Consider the following 16223-nt stretch of genomic DNA (forward strand, 5'->3'; position numbering starts at 1 on the left):
TCAGGAGTACTTCTTCTTGAGCGTGCCGGCGGTCTGCGCGAGCGAGTCGACCGCGGCCGACGGCTGGGTCTGGTTGCTCAGCACGCCCTGCACGACCTTGTGCATCTCGGTCTCGAACTCGGTGTACCACGGCACGCCGAGGACGTTGCGCGGCTTCGCGATCTCGGCGAGGTGCGCGTAGATCTTCGGATCGGCGAACTTGCGGAGCGCCGCGACGATCGTAGGATCGTCGACCATCTTCTTGTAGGCAAACCCGAGCCCGCGCTGCAGGAACCAGAACTTCGCCGTGTACGGCTGCTTCTTGTCGTCGTACCCACCGAGGTACGTGAGCAGCTTGAACGCGTTGTCCTTGACCTCGGTGTCCTTGGCCAGGCTGTACATCCGGGTATTGCTGACCGTCGCGTGTTCCTTGCCGTCCAGGCTCGGGACGAGCGCCATCCGGATCTTCCCGGCGGCCTTCGACTTGGCCGGGTCGTTGTAGTCGCGGCTCGCGTACCGCGCGCCGATCGTGTACGCGTACCGGTTGGCCTTCATCGCGTTGTCGACCGGCACCGGCAGCAGCTGCAGCGACGCCGGGTCGATCACCTTGGACTTGGTCGCCGCCTGCTGAATCCAGGCGAACACGTCCTTCGTGACCGTGTCCGACGTGTTCATGATCGGGTTCTGCTGATCGTCGAACAGGTTCCCGCCACTGCCGTACACGAGCGCCCACACCCACGACCACCAGGTGTCGGACAGCTGCGCCGGCAGACCGATCGGGTACTGCAGGATCCCGGCGTTCTTGATCTTCAGCGCCTGCGCCTCGAGTTCGTCGAGACTCGCCGGCGGCTTCGAGATCCCTGCCTGGGTGAGGATTCCGGCGTTGTACGTGAGGCAGTTCGAGTCGGTGTAGTACGGCAGGCCGTAGCGCTTCCCGTCGTACGTCATCGCCTGCGCGTTGCCGGGGTAGATCGCGTCGTAGATCTCGTCGACACCGGCCATGCCGTCGAGCGGCTGCAGGTAGTCGCCGTCGACCCAGGCCGCGAGCGAGTCGTCGTACACGTAGAGCGCGTCCGGACCGCCGCCGCCGGTGAACTCGGCGACCACCTTCTGGACGTACTGCGCGCTGGTGATCGGGGTGTAGTCGACCTTGATGTTGCTGGTCTTGGTGAAGTTGTCGAGGTTCTGCTGGACGAGGGCGGCCTCGTAGTCCCAGCCCTCGAACTTGACGCTCCCGTCCCCGGCCCCTCCACCGGAGGAGGACTTGCCGGAACAGGCGGTCAGGACAGCGGGCGGGACCAGTCCGAGACCGGTCAGCTTGAGGATGTGGCGGCGGGTGAGCTCCATGGTTGTGCCTCCAACGCTTGGGCGATGCGCAGTCGGTACAGACGCGTCGGGCGTCCTTTGGGGTGGTGCTGGGCGGTGCCCTCGACGCTCACCAGGCCGCCGGCGTCGAGGGTCCGGATCAGGCGGCGCCCGCTCTGGTCCGTGATTCCGAGATGACCGGCAAGCTCCCCAGGCGAGAGCGTGCGGCCTTGCAGTTCCTGGTCCAGCGCGGCCAGCCGGGAGACGGTGGTCGCGCTCAGACCGACGTACTTCGCGAGGTGTTCGACGTCGTCGCCGTGCGACCGGTACGAGTACCGCAGCGCCTCGCCGGCCGGCCCCATCGGGCCGATCACGACACCACTGTCCTCGAACAGGTACGCGCACGGCTCGGCCGCGAGTTCGGCCCGCGCCGCGGCCTGCTCGGCGAGCAGCACGCAGTTGCGGGCCGAGACCCCGACCCCGAAACCGGCCGAGATCCGCGCACCGAGCGCCGCGGCGGCCTCGGCGAGCGCCGGTACTGCTACCCAGTTGCGGGTGATCCGCTCGAACAACGCCTTGTGGGCGAAGACGACGACACCGCGGCGCCCGCGGTTCTCGATCCAGGCGCCGGCGAACTCGGGGGTGTTGTGCAGGTGGTTCATCAGCCCGACCCGGGCCCGGTCCTCGTCCGGCGCGTCCGAGATCAGGAACACGCCGGCCGCGAACCGTTGCGCACTGGCCCGCTCGGACTCGATCCGCAGCGCGAGCTCGTGCAGCTCCGTCCGGATCGTCGCCGGGACCGGCATCCCGCTCATGATCGGGACCTGCCCGGCCAGCTGTTCGCGGACCGCGGCCCGCACGCTGATCACGTAGCTGCGCCCGCCGAACCGCGCGAACGCGTCCCGGTGGAACGCCGCGATCTCGTCCACCGTCTGGGTCGGTGCATAGGGCAAGCAGTCGATCTGGTCCTGGTCGAGGTCCAGCGCGGCGGCCACCGCCTCGACCGCCTCGGCCGGGAACGTGTCGATACTGACCGGTGTCCGGCCCCAGCCGCGTTCCTGCGCACGGTAGAGCGCGAGCGTCAGGTCGAGCGCCGACGACCGGATCACGCCGACCGGCAGGCCCGGCGGCAGGAGTTCCTGGCTGGCCGTGTACGGCACCGGTCCGGCCAGGAAGCCGTCGAGCCGCGTCGTACTCAGGAACTCGGCGACCCGGTCGCGGATCTCGTCCTCGTGGTCGTAGCTGACCCACTCGAGATCCACGCCGCTCAGCGTGCGCGCGGCGTCGTGGAACAGCTCGTCGTGGGTGGCGTGCGTGACGACCCCGATCACGATGCCCACGGCGCTCCTTCCGCGAACCAGGTTCGACGAGACTTACGAACTATGTTCGGAAATGATTCGTAAATCCATTGCCGTCAAATTTCCCCTGCCGGGCGGGTTCAGGTCAAGGGATCGTGCGGGATTCGTTCAAGCCACGGCCGCCGTACGGCTCGTAACGTCGCGTCATGATTCTTGTTACCGGTGGGCTCGGCATGATCGGCGCCCACACCGCCCGCGCGCTCCTCGACACCGGCCAGGAAGTCGTCGTCACGTCGCACCGTCGGGGTGACGTGCCGTCCTTCCTCGACGGCAAGGTCACGGTGGAGTCCTTGGACGTCACCGACCGGGACGCGTTCCTCGCCCTCGGGAAGCGCTACGCCATCAGCGACATCGTGCACCTCGCCGGCACCATCCCCGGTGCGGACCCGGTCGCGTACTTCCGCACCGACACCGCCGGCCTGCTGAACGCGCTCGACGCAGCTCGCGCCTGGGGTGTACGCCGGTTCGCGGTCGCGAGCAGTATCGGCGTGTACATCGGCCAGCCCGAAAGCCCGTGGCACGAGGGCCTCGCGCTATCGGACGCGGACCTGCCGCACCTGATCGTCGCGTTCAAGAAGGCGGTCGAACCGATCACCACCCACGCCCTGCAGGGTTCCGGCGTACAGCCGGTCATCCTCCGGATCGGGTCGACGTGGGGACCGCTGATGGATCCGGAGTCGGTGTTCAACTTCATCCCGCCGTACGTCAGCGCCCTGCAGCGAGGCGAACAGCCCGCTCCGTTACGCGCCGAGGACGGCGGCGACTCGTGCTACGCGCCGGACGCGGGACGTGCGATCGCGTTGCTGATGACGGCGGAGACGCTGAACCACACCACGTACAACGTGTCCAGCGGACGCCCCACGACGAACCGCGAATTGGCTGACGCCCTGAACGTCGACACTGTGCCCGGCGGGCAACTGACCCCGCATCTCGACATCAGCCGGCTCACCGCGGACACCGGATACACGCCGGAGTACGACGCCGCCGAAGCAGTCGCCCACTACATCGCCTGGCGTTCCCAGAACGCTCGCTGAAGGAGTCCAGATGCTCGAGCCGAGAGTACGCAGTGTCCTCGACGCCGCGTCGTACGCGCACCTCGCGACCGTCCTGCCGGACGGTTCGCCGCACAGCACACCGGTGTACGCCGGCACCCGTGGGGATCAGATCGTCTTCTTCACCGGGCCGACGATGCGGAAGGGGCGGAACCTGCGGCGGGATCCCCGGTTGGCCTTGTCGATCGTGCCCGCCGACAACCCGTTCGAGCCCGTGGTCGTCCGCGGGGCGGGTGGTCGAGTGGATCGAGGGCGACGAGGCGTGGGAGATCATCGACCGGCTCGTGGCGAAGTACATCGACCTGAAGTACCCCCGCGACCAGGAACGAGTGGTGCTGGTCGTCGAGCCCGAACACCAGAAGGTCGGCATGAGCTGATATCCATTGCTCTCGTGTTGGTTCTGCTGTGTGGGACATCATTCTCGGGGAAGAGCACGGTTGCGCAGGAGTTGGCTCGGCGGTTGCCGGCGCGGGTCGTGAGCCTCGACGAGATCAACGAACGGCGCGGACTGTGGGGCGGGGACGGGATCCCGGTCGAGGAGTGGGTCCGGACGCACCAGATCGCACAGGCCGAGGTGCTGGAGTTGCTGTCGGCCGGGGCGACGGTGGTGGTGGACGACACGAGCTCGCCACGCTTCCTGCGGGACGGCTGGCGAGCGCTGGCGGCTGGTGCCGGGGTCGAGTTCAGGTTGGTGTACGTCGAGGCCGACGAGGCAACGGTCCGCGCCCGCCGTGACCGCAACCGTGTCTCTCCGCACCGTCCGGACGTCGCGGACGACGTACTGGAACGGCATCTGGCCGAGTTCGAGCCGCCCGGAGCGGACGAGGACGCCGTCCGGGTCCGGGGCACCGAGGATCTCGGTCAGGTGTGAGGCGCGGGCCGATACCAGCGCCCGGGTGCCCGCCGTCGGGAGAGCGGGCAGCGGATATCCGTTCTTGTTGTGGGTTCTCCCCTGGTGTGCCAGGGGAGAACCCACAACAGGAGTGGATATCCCTTCGTCTGCGGGCCGCAGAGAAGCATGCGGTGGGCACAGAGCAGGACACCTCCGTAGGTGCTTCACAACGTGGCGGTAGCCCGCCGCCGGAGGCGGCCAACAAGCAGTCGCCGCCGAAAGCGGTGTTGTCAGCCGCCGGAGACGCCGATTTCGGCGTCGGCGAGGTCCGCTGTGAGGCCGTCGGTGTCGTTGAGCCAGCCTTCGGGGAGGACGATGTGGTCGCGGGGGCTGCCTTGGCGGCCTCGGGGGGCGCCTAGCTCGGCGACCGGGAAGGGGACGGTCGGGTCGAGTTGGGCGAGTAGTTCGTCCAGGCGGGTGAGGGTGTCGACCATGCCGAGGGCGGCGCGGAGTTCGCCGCCCGCGGGGAAGCCCTTCAGGTACCACGAGACGTGTTTGCGGAAGTCGCGCAGGCCGCGCTGCTCCCCCATCAGTTCGGCGAGGAGTTCGCCGTGCCGGCGCATCACCGTGGCAACCTCGCCGAGGGTCGGCAGTTCCAGCACCTCGGACCCTGCGAACGCGGCCGCCAGGTCGCGGAACAGCCACGGCCGGCCGAGGCAGCCGCGTCCGACGATCACCCCGGCGCAGCCGGTTTCGGCGACCATCCGGAGGGCGTCGCCCGCTTCCCAGATGTCGCCGTTGCCGAGCACCGGGATGTCGACGTGCTCCACGAGCGCGGCGATCGTCGACCAGTCCGCCTGGCCGGAGTACGCCTGCGCGGCGGTCCGTCCGTGCAGCCCGATCGCGGCCGCGCCGGAGTCCGAGGCGATCTGTCCGGCGTCCAGGTAGGTCTGGTGCGACGCGTCGATCCCGATCCGCGTCTTCATCGTCACCGGTACGCCGTACGGTTCGGCCGCGTGGACCGCCGACCGCAGGATCGCGCCGAGCAGGTTCCGCTTCCACGGCAGCGCGGCGCCGCCGCCCTTGCGGGTCACCTTCGGCACCGGGCAGCCGAAGTTCAGGTCCACATGCGCGACGCCGTACGAATCGCAAAGGATCTGCACCGCACGCCCGACATAGACAGGGTCCACGCCGTACAGCTGCACCGACCGCACGGTCTCGGTCTCGGCGAACGTCAGCATGTCCAACGACTTCTGGTCGCCCTCGACGATGCCGCGCGACGTGATCATCTCGCACACGTAGAGCCCGGCGCCCTGCTCCGCGCACAGCCGGCGGTACGCCGCGTTCGTGATGCCGGCCATCGGCGCCAGCACCACCGGCGTCTCGATCGTGAGGTTGCCCAGCTTCAGCACGTCACGCCTTCTTCACGACGACGTCGCCGTTGCCGGTGATCGAGGCCTTGTACGGCTGGACCGCATTCGCGGTCGTGGTCACGTCGCAGCCGATCGGCAGCCCGTCGTGGACGACGATGCCGATGTCCTCCATCTCGCAGGTCACCTTCGAGGCGCCGGGCGCAACCCGCAGGACCGCGTCCATCACCTTCGGCCGGACGATCGCGATCTCCTCGGAGGTGAACTTGTACGACGCGCTGTACTGCTTCGCGTCCACGGTGAGCTTCCCGGTGAACGGCTTGCCCGAATACGTCACGGTGCAGTCCAGCGAGTGCGTCCCGGCCGTCTCGACCTTGTCGATCCCCGGGCACTTCACCGTCGTCTTGGCCGCCCGGCCGGCCGCGACCTGGGTCTTCTTCGCGATCGCGAACGTGATCCGCTCGGCCAGCGGCGCGTCGTCGGCGGGCGCGCCGGTGACCTTCGGCGTCGGCCACGGCGTACTCGGCGTCGGCAGCGGGGTCAGCGACGGCGTCGACGCGGTCGGGATCGACGCGGTGGGAGTCAGCGACTCCCCCACGGTCGGCACACTCGACGACGGCGTCGGCGAACCCGTCGGCTTGCTGTCCGAGCACGCCGCCAGCGCGAACAGCGCCAGTCCCGCGAGCAGCCCCCGTGCGACCCGCATGCTCAGCAACCCACCAGGTGCTGGGCGAGGTACCCGGTGACCTCGGTGAGCGCGACCCGCTCCTGCTTCATCGAGTCGCGTTCCCGGATCGTCACCGCCTGGTCCTCGAGGGTGTCGAAGTCGACGGTGATGCAGTACGGCGTACCGATCTCGTCCTGGCGCCGGTACCGGCGGCCGATCGCGCCGGCGTCGTCGAAGTCGACGTTCCAGTTCTTCCGCAGCTCGGCGGCCAGGTCGCGGGCCTTCGGCGACAGGTCGGCGTTCCGGGACAGCGGCAGTACGGCGGCCTTGACCGGCGCGAGCCGCGGGTCGAACCGCAGCACGGTCCGCTTGTCGACGCCGCCCTTCGCGTTCGGCGCCTCGTCCTCGGTGTAGGCGTCGAGCAGGAACGCGAGCACGTTGCGGGTCAGCCCGGCCGCGGGCTCGATCACGTACGGCGTCCAGCGCTCGCCCTTCTCCTGGTCGAAGTACGACAGGTCGGCGCCGGAGTGCTTGGAGTGCGTGGACAGGTCGAAGTCGGTGCGGTTCGCGATGCCCTCGAGCTCGTCGAACTCCTTGCCGCCGAAGTTGAACCGGTACTCGATGTCGACGGTGCGCTTCGAGTAATGGCTGAGCTTCTCCTTCGGGTGCTCGTACAGGCGCATGTTGTCCGGGTTCAGCCCGAGGCCGGTGTACCAGTCCCAGCGGGCCTTCAGCCAGTACTCGTGCCACTCCTCGTCGGAGCCGGGCTCGACGAAGAACTCCATCTCCATCTGCTCGAACTCGCGGGTCCGGAAGATGAAGTTGCCCGGGGTGATCTCGTTGCGGAAGCTCTTGCCGACCTGGGCGATGCCGAACGGCGGCTTCTTCCGCGCGGTGCCCATCACGTTCGCGAAGTTCACGAAGATGCCCTGCGCGGTCTCGGGACGCAGGTAGTGCAGGCCCTCAGAGGACTCGACCGGGCCGAGGTAGGTCTTCAGCAGGCCGTTGAACATCCGCGGCTCGGTGAAGGTGCCCTTGTTGCCGCAGTTCGGGCAGGCGAGCTCGGCGAGCTTGACGTCGTCGGCGTCCTTGTTCTTCCGGCGCGCGTAGTCCTCGCGCAGGTGGTCGTCACGGAACCGCTTGTGGCAGGACTGGCACTCGGTCAGCGGGTCGACGAACTCGGACAGGTGCCCGGACGCCTCCCAGACCTGGGTCGGCAGGATCACCGACGAGTCCAGCCCGACGATGTCGTCGCGGCCGGTCACCATCGTCCGCCACCACTGGCTACGGACGTTGTTCTTCAGCTCGACGCCGAGCGGCCCGTAGTCCCAGGCCGACTTGGTACCGCCGTAGATCTCGCCGCACGGGTACACGAAGCCTCTCCGCTTGCTGAGGCTGACGACGGCATCGACGGTTTCCACGGGCACTTTTGGACTCCAGAACAGGTACAGAACTAGTACTGACAGATCTACGGAAGGAACCAGGCTATCGGTCCGGGGCGGCCGCGATCGAATCCGTGCTACGGCAGCAACTCTTCGTACGCGCTCGGCTCGTCGATCGCCTGCGACAGCAGCGGTACCGCGGTCAGCTTCACCTCGTACGGCGACAACGCCCTCCGGTACGACCCGATGTTCTCGAACTCGAGCGTCAACGCCAACAGTTCGGGGTCGTCGACGTTCCGCCCGGTCCGCGCCGCCACGAACCCGCGCTGCTTCGCGAGCACCTCGACCGCGGCCTGCAACCGCTCTCCGAACCCGGCCTGCTCGGACTCCGTCACCCGGAACCTGATCACCACGAACACGGGCCCACCCTAGAGACCTGGAACAATGGGGACATGAGCACCCCCAGCAGCCCGTTGCGGCAGCGGATCACGAAGGTCAGTTATCCGTACGTCGCGAAGCTGCACGCCGCACCCAAGCTGACCCTGCCCGGTATCACCCTGGTGCTGGCGCTGGCCGGGGTGTTCGCGCCGGTCGCGGTCGGCGTACCGGCGCTGGTGCTGCTGGCGTTGCTGCTCGGGTGGCTCGCGTTCCTGTCCTGGCCGGCGGTGACCGGCGGGCCGAAGTTCCTGCGGATCTTCTCGATCCTGGTGATCCTGCTGTTCGCGGTCTCCCGGATCGCCAACGGCTAGGCGGGGAATTGCCAGACACCACCTAGGGCCGGCCGAGGCTGTCGTACGCCGCTTCGACAGCTGCCTCGCGCAACTCCGCGACCGGCTCGTGGTCGATCATCACCGCGCAGTCGGACAGGCCGCCGAGCGCGACCATGCAGCGGACCACGTCGGACAGCGTCGGTTCGGTGCCGACGAGCAGTTCGGCGATCGTGCCGCGCCATTCGATGAAGCGGTCGGTGAGCTTCAGTTCGTGCAGCACCGACAGGTCCCGGATCGCGAGCTGGATCATCCCGCGGTGCCGGTAGGACAGGTCGAAGTACGAGCCGAGCAGCTCCCGCGGCGGCACGGGTGCGGCCGCGCGCCGGTCGGCGGCGTACGCCTCGAAGTCGGCGATCATCGGCTCGACCAGGCTGTTCAGCAGTTCCTCGCGGGACGCGAAGTGGTAGTAGAGCGCCGGTTTGGTGACGCCGAGCCGGTCGGCGATGTCGCGCAGGCTGGTCTGCTGCACGCCCTGTACGGCGAACAGCTCGAGCGCGGCCTGCTGGATCCGCGCCCGGGTGTCACCGGTCCGTTGTCTCGGCATGCCGCCCAGATTATCTGACCTTCCGTTAAGTAAGCCATTGACAACGCCCACCTCGTTACTTACCTTCCGATAAGTAAGGAGGTGGCGATGAAGATTCTGATCTCCGGCGCGAGCGTCGCCGGACCGGTGCTCGCCTACTGGCTGCACCGCTACGGTTTCGAGCCGACCGTCGTCGAACGCACCCTGGCCGCGCGGCACGGTCTCGGCGGCCACGCCGTCGACCTGTACGCCGCGGCCGCCCACGTCACCCGCCGGATGGGCTGCTGGGACGCGATCGAGGCGGCCCGCACCCGGCTCGACACGATGACCGTCGAACGGTTCGGCAGGCGCCCGGTCGAGGTCGACCTCCGCCGGATGTACGCCGGGATCTCGAGCCGGCACGTGGAGATCCTGCGCGGCGAGCTGACCAGGATCCTGTACGGCGCGAGCCGCGACAGCGCGGAGTACCTGTTCGGCGACTCGATCGCGGACCTGCACGACGACGGCGTGGGCGTCGACGTGACGTTCGACTCCGGACTGCAACGGCGCTTCGACCTGGTGATCGGGGCGGACGGCCTGCACTCGAACGTCCGGCGGCTCGTGTTCGGTCCCGAGCAGGAGCTGCAGCGCCCGCTCGGCGGGTACCTCGCGGTGTTCTCGATGCCGGACGTGTTCGGCCTCGGCAACCGCATGCTCGCGCACTTCTCGGTCGGCAAGCTGGTCGGCGTCTACGGCGTCCACCAGACCGGCCAGGTCCGCGCGGGCTTCCTGTTCCGCGGCGACCTGACGTACGACCACCGCGACAAAGAGCAGCAGAAGGCCCTGCTGGTGAAGGAGTTCCGCAACTACGGCTGGAAGGGCGCCCGAGCTACTGCAGCACCTGAAGACAGCCGAGGACTTCTACTTCGACTCGATCGCCCAGATCACCCTGGACAGCTGGCACCGCGGCCGGATCGGGCTGGTCGGCGACGCCGGGTACTCCCCCGGCCCGGCTGTCGGCGGTGGCACCAGCCTGGCCGTCGTCGGGGCGTACGTCCTGGCCGGCGAGCTGGCGAAGGCCGGGCCCGCAGGACTGCGCAACTACGAGCAGGTGATCCGGCCGCTCGTAGACAACAGCAGGAAGCTCAGCCCGAAGGTCATGGGTACGGTCATCCCCAGCAGCGCGCTGGCGGTGCGGCTGATGCCAGGAGCAGCCGCCACGTTGGCCAAGCTACCTACGGCACTCCAACGCCTTATCTGGTCGCAGAACGCAGTAGGCAAGGTGTTCAGCTCGACCACTCTCCCGGACTACTCACACCTCCTGCAGCCCGAGAGCAGCCAGCCGGTCCCGTAGCCACGACAGCTCCTTGCTGAGCCGTTTCGCCAACGCCTGCTGGGTTCTGGGCTCCCGCGCCCACACGTACACCTCTGACTCCAGGTGGTGCGTCAATGGATGCCCACCACCCACCAGCCGCTCCAGACAGTCCTCCAGTACGCCGGTAGTCGCACTAAGCGGAGCTGGTGGCGCCGAATGAGCCGCCAGGTGCGCGTGCATCCGCCAGGCCGCATGTCCCGACAGCTGCGGGGACTGGGTGATGTCGTCCACGCCAGGCCCACCCCACTCACGCACCTGCCGCAAGTACTTCGGTACGCCGAGCTGACCGAGCACGTACCGTCCGGACGCGTCTGACGGGTCCACGAGCGTCGGAGCGACCGACAGTTGCGCTTTGACCACATCCACGCCCGCGCGCCACAGGAGCTCGAAAGACTCGGCAGGGTCCTCGTACTGCACCGCGAGATGACATACGTCGAGCCCCAGCCCGATCCGCGACGTACCGCCGTACGGGCTCGCGTAACGGCCCAGCCACGCCGCAGCCTGCCCAATCATCTCCAAAACGCACCCAGGCTCGGTTTCGACCGCAATACGGATCCGCCGGCCGGTCCTGGCCTCAGTACGCGCCAGGTGCTGCTCGACACGGTCGAACGCCTCCCGCGCCGCACGGTGACGCGCCCGCGACCACGGCACCCGCCACGCGAGCGGCACGGTCGAGATCGACCCGTACGGCGCATCGTCCGGCAACAGGTCGGCGAGTACGTCGACCAGGTCGAGCGTGAACCGCAGTCGCTCGGGCTCGGTCCAGTCCGGGCAGTACAGGTCCGTACCGCCCGACTGGCCGGTGTGCGGAATGCCGTTCACCGTCACGACTTCCAGCTGATTGCGGTGCAGCGCCCGCCGGAGCTTGCTCAACGACGCCGGCGAGTTCGCCAACCGGTCCGCGAGCCGGTGCGGGAACCACAACCCAACTCCCAGCACCGGTACGTCGAGCGCGGACCGCACCAGCCCGGCACACCCGTCGAGCCGCGCGACGAGCTCGTCCAGGTCCGCGGCCGGATGTACCGACGCGCAGTACCCCAGATGCACTGTCGAACCGTCCCGATGCCTGAACCTCATCAGCACCCCCGTACAGCCACGGAAAGTAAGCATTGTCAGACGTTCCGTGACCTACTAGCAGCGTACGAGCTGCCGAGCGACTAGGTCGCGGGATCCGGCGTGGCGACCAGGTCGCGGGAGCGGTCCGCGACTGCCATCGCCGCCAGCGCGGTGGTCAACGGAACGGCCGCGATGATGCCGAGGCTGCCGACCAGACCGCGGACGACCTCCATCGCGACCGCCTCGGTCGAGATCACCGAGAGCATCGGCAGGTCCTGGATCGCGAACACGAGCAACACCGGCATCGCGGCACCGGCGTACGCCAGGACCAGCGTGTTCACCACCGAGGCCACGTGCGTCCGGCCGATCCGCAGGCCCGCGGACAACAACTCGCGGCGGCTCGCAGCCGGGTTGGCGGCGGACAGCTCCCACACCGCGGCCGCCTGGGTGACCGTGACGTCGTCCAGTACGCCGAGCGCGCCGATCACCATCCCGGCGACCAGCAGCCCGGTGATGTCGAGATCCGGTGCGAACGCCTTCGCCGACGACGCCCCCTCCGCGGCCAGCCCGCTGAGCTGCGAGAACCCGGTGAAGAACCAGCCGAGCAGCACGGTCAGCCCGAGCGCGGCGATCGTACCGGCGAGCGCGATCGCGGACTCGGCGTTGATCCCGTGGGTGAGGAACACCGCGATCGTCATGATCACCGCGCCGCCGACCACCGCGACCAGCAGCGGACTCGAGCCGCGCAGGATCGCCGGCAGGATGAACTTCGTCAGCATCACCCCGGTCACCGCGAGCGCGACCAGCGCCGCGAACCCGCGCCACCGCGACAGTGCGACGACCGCGATCGCGAAGATCACCGCGAGGACCAGCAGCGGTTTGGTCCGGTCGTGGTCGACGTACTGGTACTTCTGGTCCAGCGGCGCGCCGTCCTGGACGCCGAGCATCACCACCTGACCGGTTTCGACTGCGATCGCCGTACCGCCCGCCGTCGGCACCTGGACCGGGACCGACTTGCCCTTGTCCGGGCCGGCGCTCAGCTTGACCGTGGCCAGGTTGCACTTGTCCTGCGGGTTCGGGCAGGTCTTCAGCGCGGTCACCTGACCGCGGGCGGTGCTCGTCTGGTAACCCTGTACCTTCACGCCGCCGCCCGGCCAGAGCACGACCAGCAGCACCACGGAGGCGATGATCAGCGGGATCAGTACGGCGGCGACCACCACCCGGACCCGCCGCGCCACGACAGCATCCGAGTTCACCACCGAGGTGTCCACCACGTGATCCCCGTGGCCGTGCCCGTGCCCGTGGCCCTGCGGGAGGTCGAGCGTCTTGCGACGGTTGCTCTTACGGTCGGCACGCCGACGCCCGACGTTGCGGCTGGCCATCGTGAACTCCCTGTTTTGACAATCAGTTCCAGCTAGAATGAAAATGATTGTCATGAGATCTGGTCTTCGAGCAATTATTGCCGGTGCCGCGACGCTGGCCGTCCTCGCCCTCGCGGGGTGCGGCGCCGCGACCGCCGACGGTACTGCCGACGGCAAGCTCAGCGTGGTCGCGTCGTTCTACCCGCTCGAGTTCATCGCCCGCACGGTCGGCGGCGACGCCGTGCACGTGACCACTCTCACCGCTCCCGGCGTCGAACCGCACGACCTCGAGCTGACGCCCAAGCAGGTCGCCTCGATCGCCGAGGCCAAGCTCGTCGTGTACGAGAAGAACCTGCAGCCCGCCGTCGACGAAGCGGTCGCGCAGAACGCCAAGGACGCCGGCTTCGACGTCGCCCCGGCCGCCCAGCTCGAGGACACCGGCGCGGACTTCGAGGAGCACACCGACGCCGCGCCCGCCGTCCACCACGACAACGCGCTCGACCCGCACTTCTGGCTCGACCCGGTGCGGTACGCCGCGGTCGTCAAGGCGGTCGAGGACAAGCTCGCGACCGTCGACAGCGCGCACGCCGCCGGGTACCACGAGCGGGCCAAGGCGCTGCTGGCCCAGCTCGGCGCGCTGGACACCGAGTACAAGACCGGGCTTGCGACCTGCAAGCTCACGACGTTCGTGACCAGCCACCAGGCGTTCGCGTATCTCGCGAAGCGGTACGGTCTGACGATGGTCGGGATCGCGGGCTTCACGCCGGACGCGGAGCCGACCCCGAGCCGGATCAAGGAGGTCCAGGACATCGTGAAGGCCCAGCACGTGACCACGATCTTCTACGAGGAGCTGGTGAGTCCGAAGGTGGCCGAGACGATCGCGAACGACGTCGGCGTCAAGACCGCGGTGCTGAGCCCGATCGAGGGCCTGTCCGACGCGAACTCCAAGGACACCTACCTGACCCTGATGCGGCAGAACCTCCAGGAACTCCAGAAGGCGAACAGCTGCTCGTGACAGCCGACACCGCAGTACGCGTCGACGATCTCTCGGTGGACCTCGGCGGCCGGCTCGTGCTGCGCGGGATCGACCTGCGGATCCGCCAGGGCGAGGTGGTGGCCGTGCTCGGCACCAACGGCTCCGGCAAGTCGACGTTGATCAAGACCGTCGTCGGGCTGCTGCCCGCGGCCCGCGGCGGGGTCCAGCTGTTCGGTACGCCGGTCCCCCGGTTCCGCGCGTGGCGCCGGGTCGGGTACGTGCCGCAGCGGATCACCGCGGCCGGCGGCGTACCGGCGACCGTGTACGAGGTGGTGTCGTCCGGGCTGCTCTCCAAGCGCAAGCTGTTCGCACCACTCGGTGCCGCCGGCAAGCAGGCGATCGAGGACTCGCTGCGGGTCGTCGACATGTGGGACCGGCGCAAGGACGCGGTCGCCGAACTGTCCGGCGGGCAGCAGCAGCGGGTGCTGATCGCCCGCGCGCTGGTGTCCGATCCGGACCTCCTGGTGCTCGACGAACCGACCGCCGGGGTGGACCTGGCCAGCCAGCAGATCTTCGCCGACGCCGTTCGCGAACGCGTCGAGCGCGGGACGACCGTGGTGATGGTCAGCCACGACCTCGGCCCGATGGACGCGCTGATCGACCGCTCGGTCGTGATGCGCCGCGGCCGGATCGTGTACGACGGACCGCCGCACGCCTCCCAGACGCACGCCCACGTCCACCACCCGCACACCGCCGACGACGAACCCGGATGGCTCCCGTCATGACCATGTTCGAGCTGGAGTTCATGCAGCGGGCGCTGATCGCGGGGCTGCTCACCGGGCTGTCCGCGCCGGCCATCGGGACGTACCTGGTGCAGCGCCGGCTGTCGCTGATGGGTGACGGGATCGGCCACATCGCGATCACCGGCGTCGCGCTCGGCCTGCTGACCGGGAGCGCTCCGGTGCTGACCGCGGTGATCGTCTCGATCGCCGGCGCGACCGCGATCGAACTGGTCCGCGCCCGCGGCAAGGCCACCGGCGACGTGGCCCTCGCGCTGCTCTTCTACGGCGGTATCGCGGGCGGTGTCCTGCTGATCGGCCTCGCCGGACAGGGCGCCGCGACGCTGAACACGTACCTGTTCGGCTCGCTCACCACCGTCTCCCAGAGCGACCTGTACGTCGTCGTCGGCCTGGCGATCGCCGTACTGGTGGTCGCGATCGGCCTCGGCCCGCAGCTGTTCGCGGTCTGCCAGGACGAGGAGTTCGCCCGGACGACGGGACTGCGGGTGCAGCTGCTCAACCTGGTGATCGCCGTGATGGCCGCGGTCACCGTGACGGTGGCGATGCGCACGGTCGGCTTGCTGCTGGTCAGCGCGCTGATGGTCGTCCCGGTGGCGACGGCGCAGCAGATCACGCGGTCGTTCCGCAGTACCTTCGTGACCGCGTGCATCATCGGCGTACTGGCGTGCCTCGCGGGCATCGTCACGTCGTACAACGCGAACGTGGCGCCCGGCGCGACCATCGTCGTACTGGCGCTGGCCGGGTTCGTGGTGGCCGCGACGATCGGGACGTTGCTGCGCCGCCGGTCCGCGCGGCCGCTGGCGGACGAGGAGCCGGAGGTCGGCGTACCGGCGCCTGCGCCGCATGTGGTGAGCGCGGGACACCCGCACGCGCACAGCTCGGAGTGCGGTCACAAGAAGGTCGAACACGGCGATCACGTCGACTACGTCCACGACGGTCACCTGCACGCGGCACACGGTGACCACTGGGACGAACACTGAGTTGCGGACTTCTGAGAGAATTACGGACGGCAGGGAGACAACAGGAGGAACGGTGGCTATCGGAACACGCTCGACCCGTCAGCGCGCGGCGGTCGCGCACGCGCTCGACCAGATCGACGACTTCCGGACCGCCCAGGAGATCCATCTGGAGCTCCGGTCGGCCGGCGAGGCCGTCGGCCTGACCACCGTGTACCGGACCCTGCAGGCGCTCGCGGACTCCCGCGAGGTCGACGTCCTGCGCACCGCCGACGGCGAAACGGCGTACCGGCGCTGCTCGAAGGGGCACCACCACCACCTGGTCTGCCGCACCTGCGGCCGCACCGTCGAGGTCGAGGGCCCGGCCGTCGAGCGCTGGGCCGACAAGGTCGCCGCCGAACACGGCTTCGCCGACATCAGTCACACACTGGAGATCTTCGGCACCTGCGCCGACTGCCAGAAGTGAGCTAGCTCACCTTTGC

18 protein-coding genes and 1 pseudogene are annotated in these 16223 nt (G+C 68.7%); 10 read left to right on the forward strand and 9 right to left on the reverse strand.

Translation table 11 applies throughout. The annotated features are described in order from the left end of the window. Entirely contained in the window at positions 1-1326 is a 1326-nt protein-coding gene (locus tag ACXJJ3_RS09150) for an extracellular solute-binding protein (protein WP_458169532.1), read from the reverse strand. After that, positions 1293-2624 (reverse strand): hypothetical protein, encoded by a 1332-nt coding sequence (locus ACXJJ3_RS09155; protein ID WP_458169533.1) that lies wholly within the window; start codon positions 2622-2624, stop codon positions 1293-1295. Before ACXJJ3_RS09155 ends, ACXJJ3_RS09150 begins: the two co-directional genes overlap by 34 nt. Before the next feature lie 164 nt (positions 2625-2788). Here ACXJJ3_RS09155 and ACXJJ3_RS09160 point away from each other — a divergent pair, with 164 nt between their 5' ends. From ACXJJ3_RS09160 to ACXJJ3_RS09175, 4 genes and pseudogenes are all read left to right on the forward strand, one after another. Continuing rightward, entirely contained in the window at positions 2789-3676 is an 888-nt protein-coding gene (locus ACXJJ3_RS09160) for an NAD-dependent epimerase/dehydratase family protein (protein WP_458169534.1), read from the forward strand. Positions 3677-3686: 10 nt separating this feature from the next. Next, a pseudogene (locus tag ACXJJ3_RS09165) lies at positions 3687-3863 on the forward strand (pyridoxamine 5'-phosphate oxidase family protein); the annotation flags it as partial. 64 nt (positions 3864-3927) lie between these two features. Then, entirely contained in the window at positions 3928-4071 is a 144-nt protein-coding gene (locus ACXJJ3_RS09170) for a hypothetical protein (RefSeq protein ID WP_458172028.1), read from the forward strand. Positions 4072-4085: 14 nt separating this feature from the next. Continuing rightward, complete coding sequence (locus tag ACXJJ3_RS09175; protein ID WP_458171869.1) at positions 4086-4565, forward strand: AAA family ATPase; 480 nt, start codon at positions 4086-4088, stop codon at positions 4563-4565. Between the two features lie 251 nt (positions 4566-4816). On the opposite strand, the gene dusB is transcribed toward ACXJJ3_RS09175, so the two are convergent. The 4 genes from dusB to ACXJJ3_RS09195 all read right to left on the reverse strand — a co-directional run bounded on the left by dusB (position 4817) and on the right by ACXJJ3_RS09195 (position 8364). Then, positions 4817-5938 carry a tRNA dihydrouridine synthase DusB gene (gene dusB / locus ACXJJ3_RS09180; protein WP_458169535.1) on the reverse strand — a complete coding sequence of 374 codons (1122 nt, stop codon included), beginning with the start codon at positions 5936-5938 and terminating at the stop codon, positions 4817-4819. Between the two features lies 1 nt (position 5939). Continuing rightward, positions 5940-6602: a hypothetical protein gene (locus tag ACXJJ3_RS09185; protein ID WP_458169536.1), complete on the reverse strand. Its 663-nt coding sequence runs from the start codon at positions 6600-6602 to the stop codon at positions 5940-5942. A 2-nt stretch (positions 6603-6604) separates the two neighbouring features. Further along, positions 6605-7990 carry a glycine--tRNA ligase gene (locus tag ACXJJ3_RS09190; RefSeq protein WP_458169537.1) on the reverse strand — a complete coding sequence of 462 codons (1386 nt, stop codon included), beginning with the start codon at positions 7988-7990 and terminating at the stop codon, positions 6605-6607. Positions 7991-8082: 92 nt separating this feature from the next. Continuing rightward, positions 8083-8364 carry an antibiotic biosynthesis monooxygenase family protein gene (locus ACXJJ3_RS09195; protein ID WP_458169538.1) on the reverse strand — a complete coding sequence of 94 codons (282 nt, stop codon included), beginning with the start codon at positions 8362-8364 and terminating at the stop codon, positions 8083-8085. 33 nt (positions 8365-8397) lie between these two features. On the opposite strand from ACXJJ3_RS09195, the gene ACXJJ3_RS09200 reads away from it, so the two are divergent. Further along, positions 8398-8694 carry a DUF6703 family protein gene (locus tag ACXJJ3_RS09200; RefSeq protein WP_458169539.1) on the forward strand — a complete coding sequence of 99 codons (297 nt, stop codon included), beginning with the start codon at positions 8398-8400 and terminating at the stop codon, positions 8692-8694. A gap of 22 nt (positions 8695-8716) precedes the next feature. On the opposite strand, the gene ACXJJ3_RS09205 is transcribed toward ACXJJ3_RS09200, so the two are convergent. Continuing rightward, on the reverse strand, positions 8717-9259 hold the full coding sequence (locus ACXJJ3_RS09205) for a TetR/AcrR family transcriptional regulator (RefSeq protein WP_458169540.1): 543 nt from the start codon (positions 9257-9259) through the stop codon (positions 8717-8719). 87 nt (positions 9260-9346) lie between these two features. On the opposite strand from ACXJJ3_RS09205, the gene ACXJJ3_RS09210 reads away from it, so the two are divergent. After that, a complete protein-coding gene (locus ACXJJ3_RS09210) occupies positions 9347-10591 on the forward strand; it encodes an FAD-dependent monooxygenase (protein WP_458169541.1) in 1245 nt (414 codons plus the stop codon). Here ACXJJ3_RS09210 and eboE read toward each other — a convergent pair. Both eboE and ACXJJ3_RS09220 read right to left on the reverse strand, forming a co-directional pair. Further along, a complete protein-coding gene (gene eboE, locus ACXJJ3_RS09215; RefSeq protein WP_458169542.1) occupies positions 10530-11669 on the reverse strand; it encodes a metabolite traffic protein EboE in 1140 nt (379 codons plus the stop codon). The two genes, ACXJJ3_RS09210 and eboE, sit on opposite strands and share 62 nt — an antisense overlap. A gap of 80 nt (positions 11670-11749) precedes the next feature. Continuing rightward, on the reverse strand, positions 11750-13030 hold the full coding sequence (locus tag ACXJJ3_RS09220; RefSeq protein WP_458169543.1) for a YibE/F family protein: 1281 nt from the start codon (positions 13028-13030) through the stop codon (positions 11750-11752). Between the two features lie 52 nt (positions 13031-13082). Here ACXJJ3_RS09220 and ACXJJ3_RS09225 point away from each other — a divergent pair, with 52 nt between their 5' ends. Genes ACXJJ3_RS09225 through ACXJJ3_RS09240 form a run of 4 tightly spaced genes read left to right on the forward strand, consistent with a single transcriptional unit; the run spans position 13083 to position 16207 of the window. Next, positions 13083-14024, forward strand: coding sequence for a metal ABC transporter substrate-binding protein (locus ACXJJ3_RS09225; protein WP_458169544.1), 942 nt, complete (start codon positions 13083-13085; stop codon positions 14022-14024). Next, positions 14021-14770, forward strand: coding sequence for a metal ABC transporter ATP-binding protein (locus tag ACXJJ3_RS09230; protein WP_458169545.1), 750 nt, complete (start codon positions 14021-14023; stop codon positions 14768-14770). Before ACXJJ3_RS09225 ends, ACXJJ3_RS09230 begins: the two co-directional genes overlap by 4 nt. Beyond that, complete coding sequence (locus tag ACXJJ3_RS09235; protein ID WP_458169546.1) at positions 14767-15765, forward strand: metal ABC transporter permease; 999 nt, start codon at positions 14767-14769, stop codon at positions 15763-15765. The genes ACXJJ3_RS09230 and ACXJJ3_RS09235 overlap by 4 nt, the downstream gene beginning before the upstream one ends. Positions 15766-15817: 52 nt before the next feature. After that, positions 15818-16207 (forward strand): Fur family transcriptional regulator, encoded by a 390-nt coding sequence (locus ACXJJ3_RS09240; RefSeq protein ID WP_458169547.1) that lies wholly within the window; start codon positions 15818-15820, stop codon positions 16205-16207. The last annotated feature ends 16 nt before the right edge of the window (positions 16208-16223 follow it).

The sequence above is a fragment of the Kribbella sp. WER1 genome (assembly GCF_054189145.1).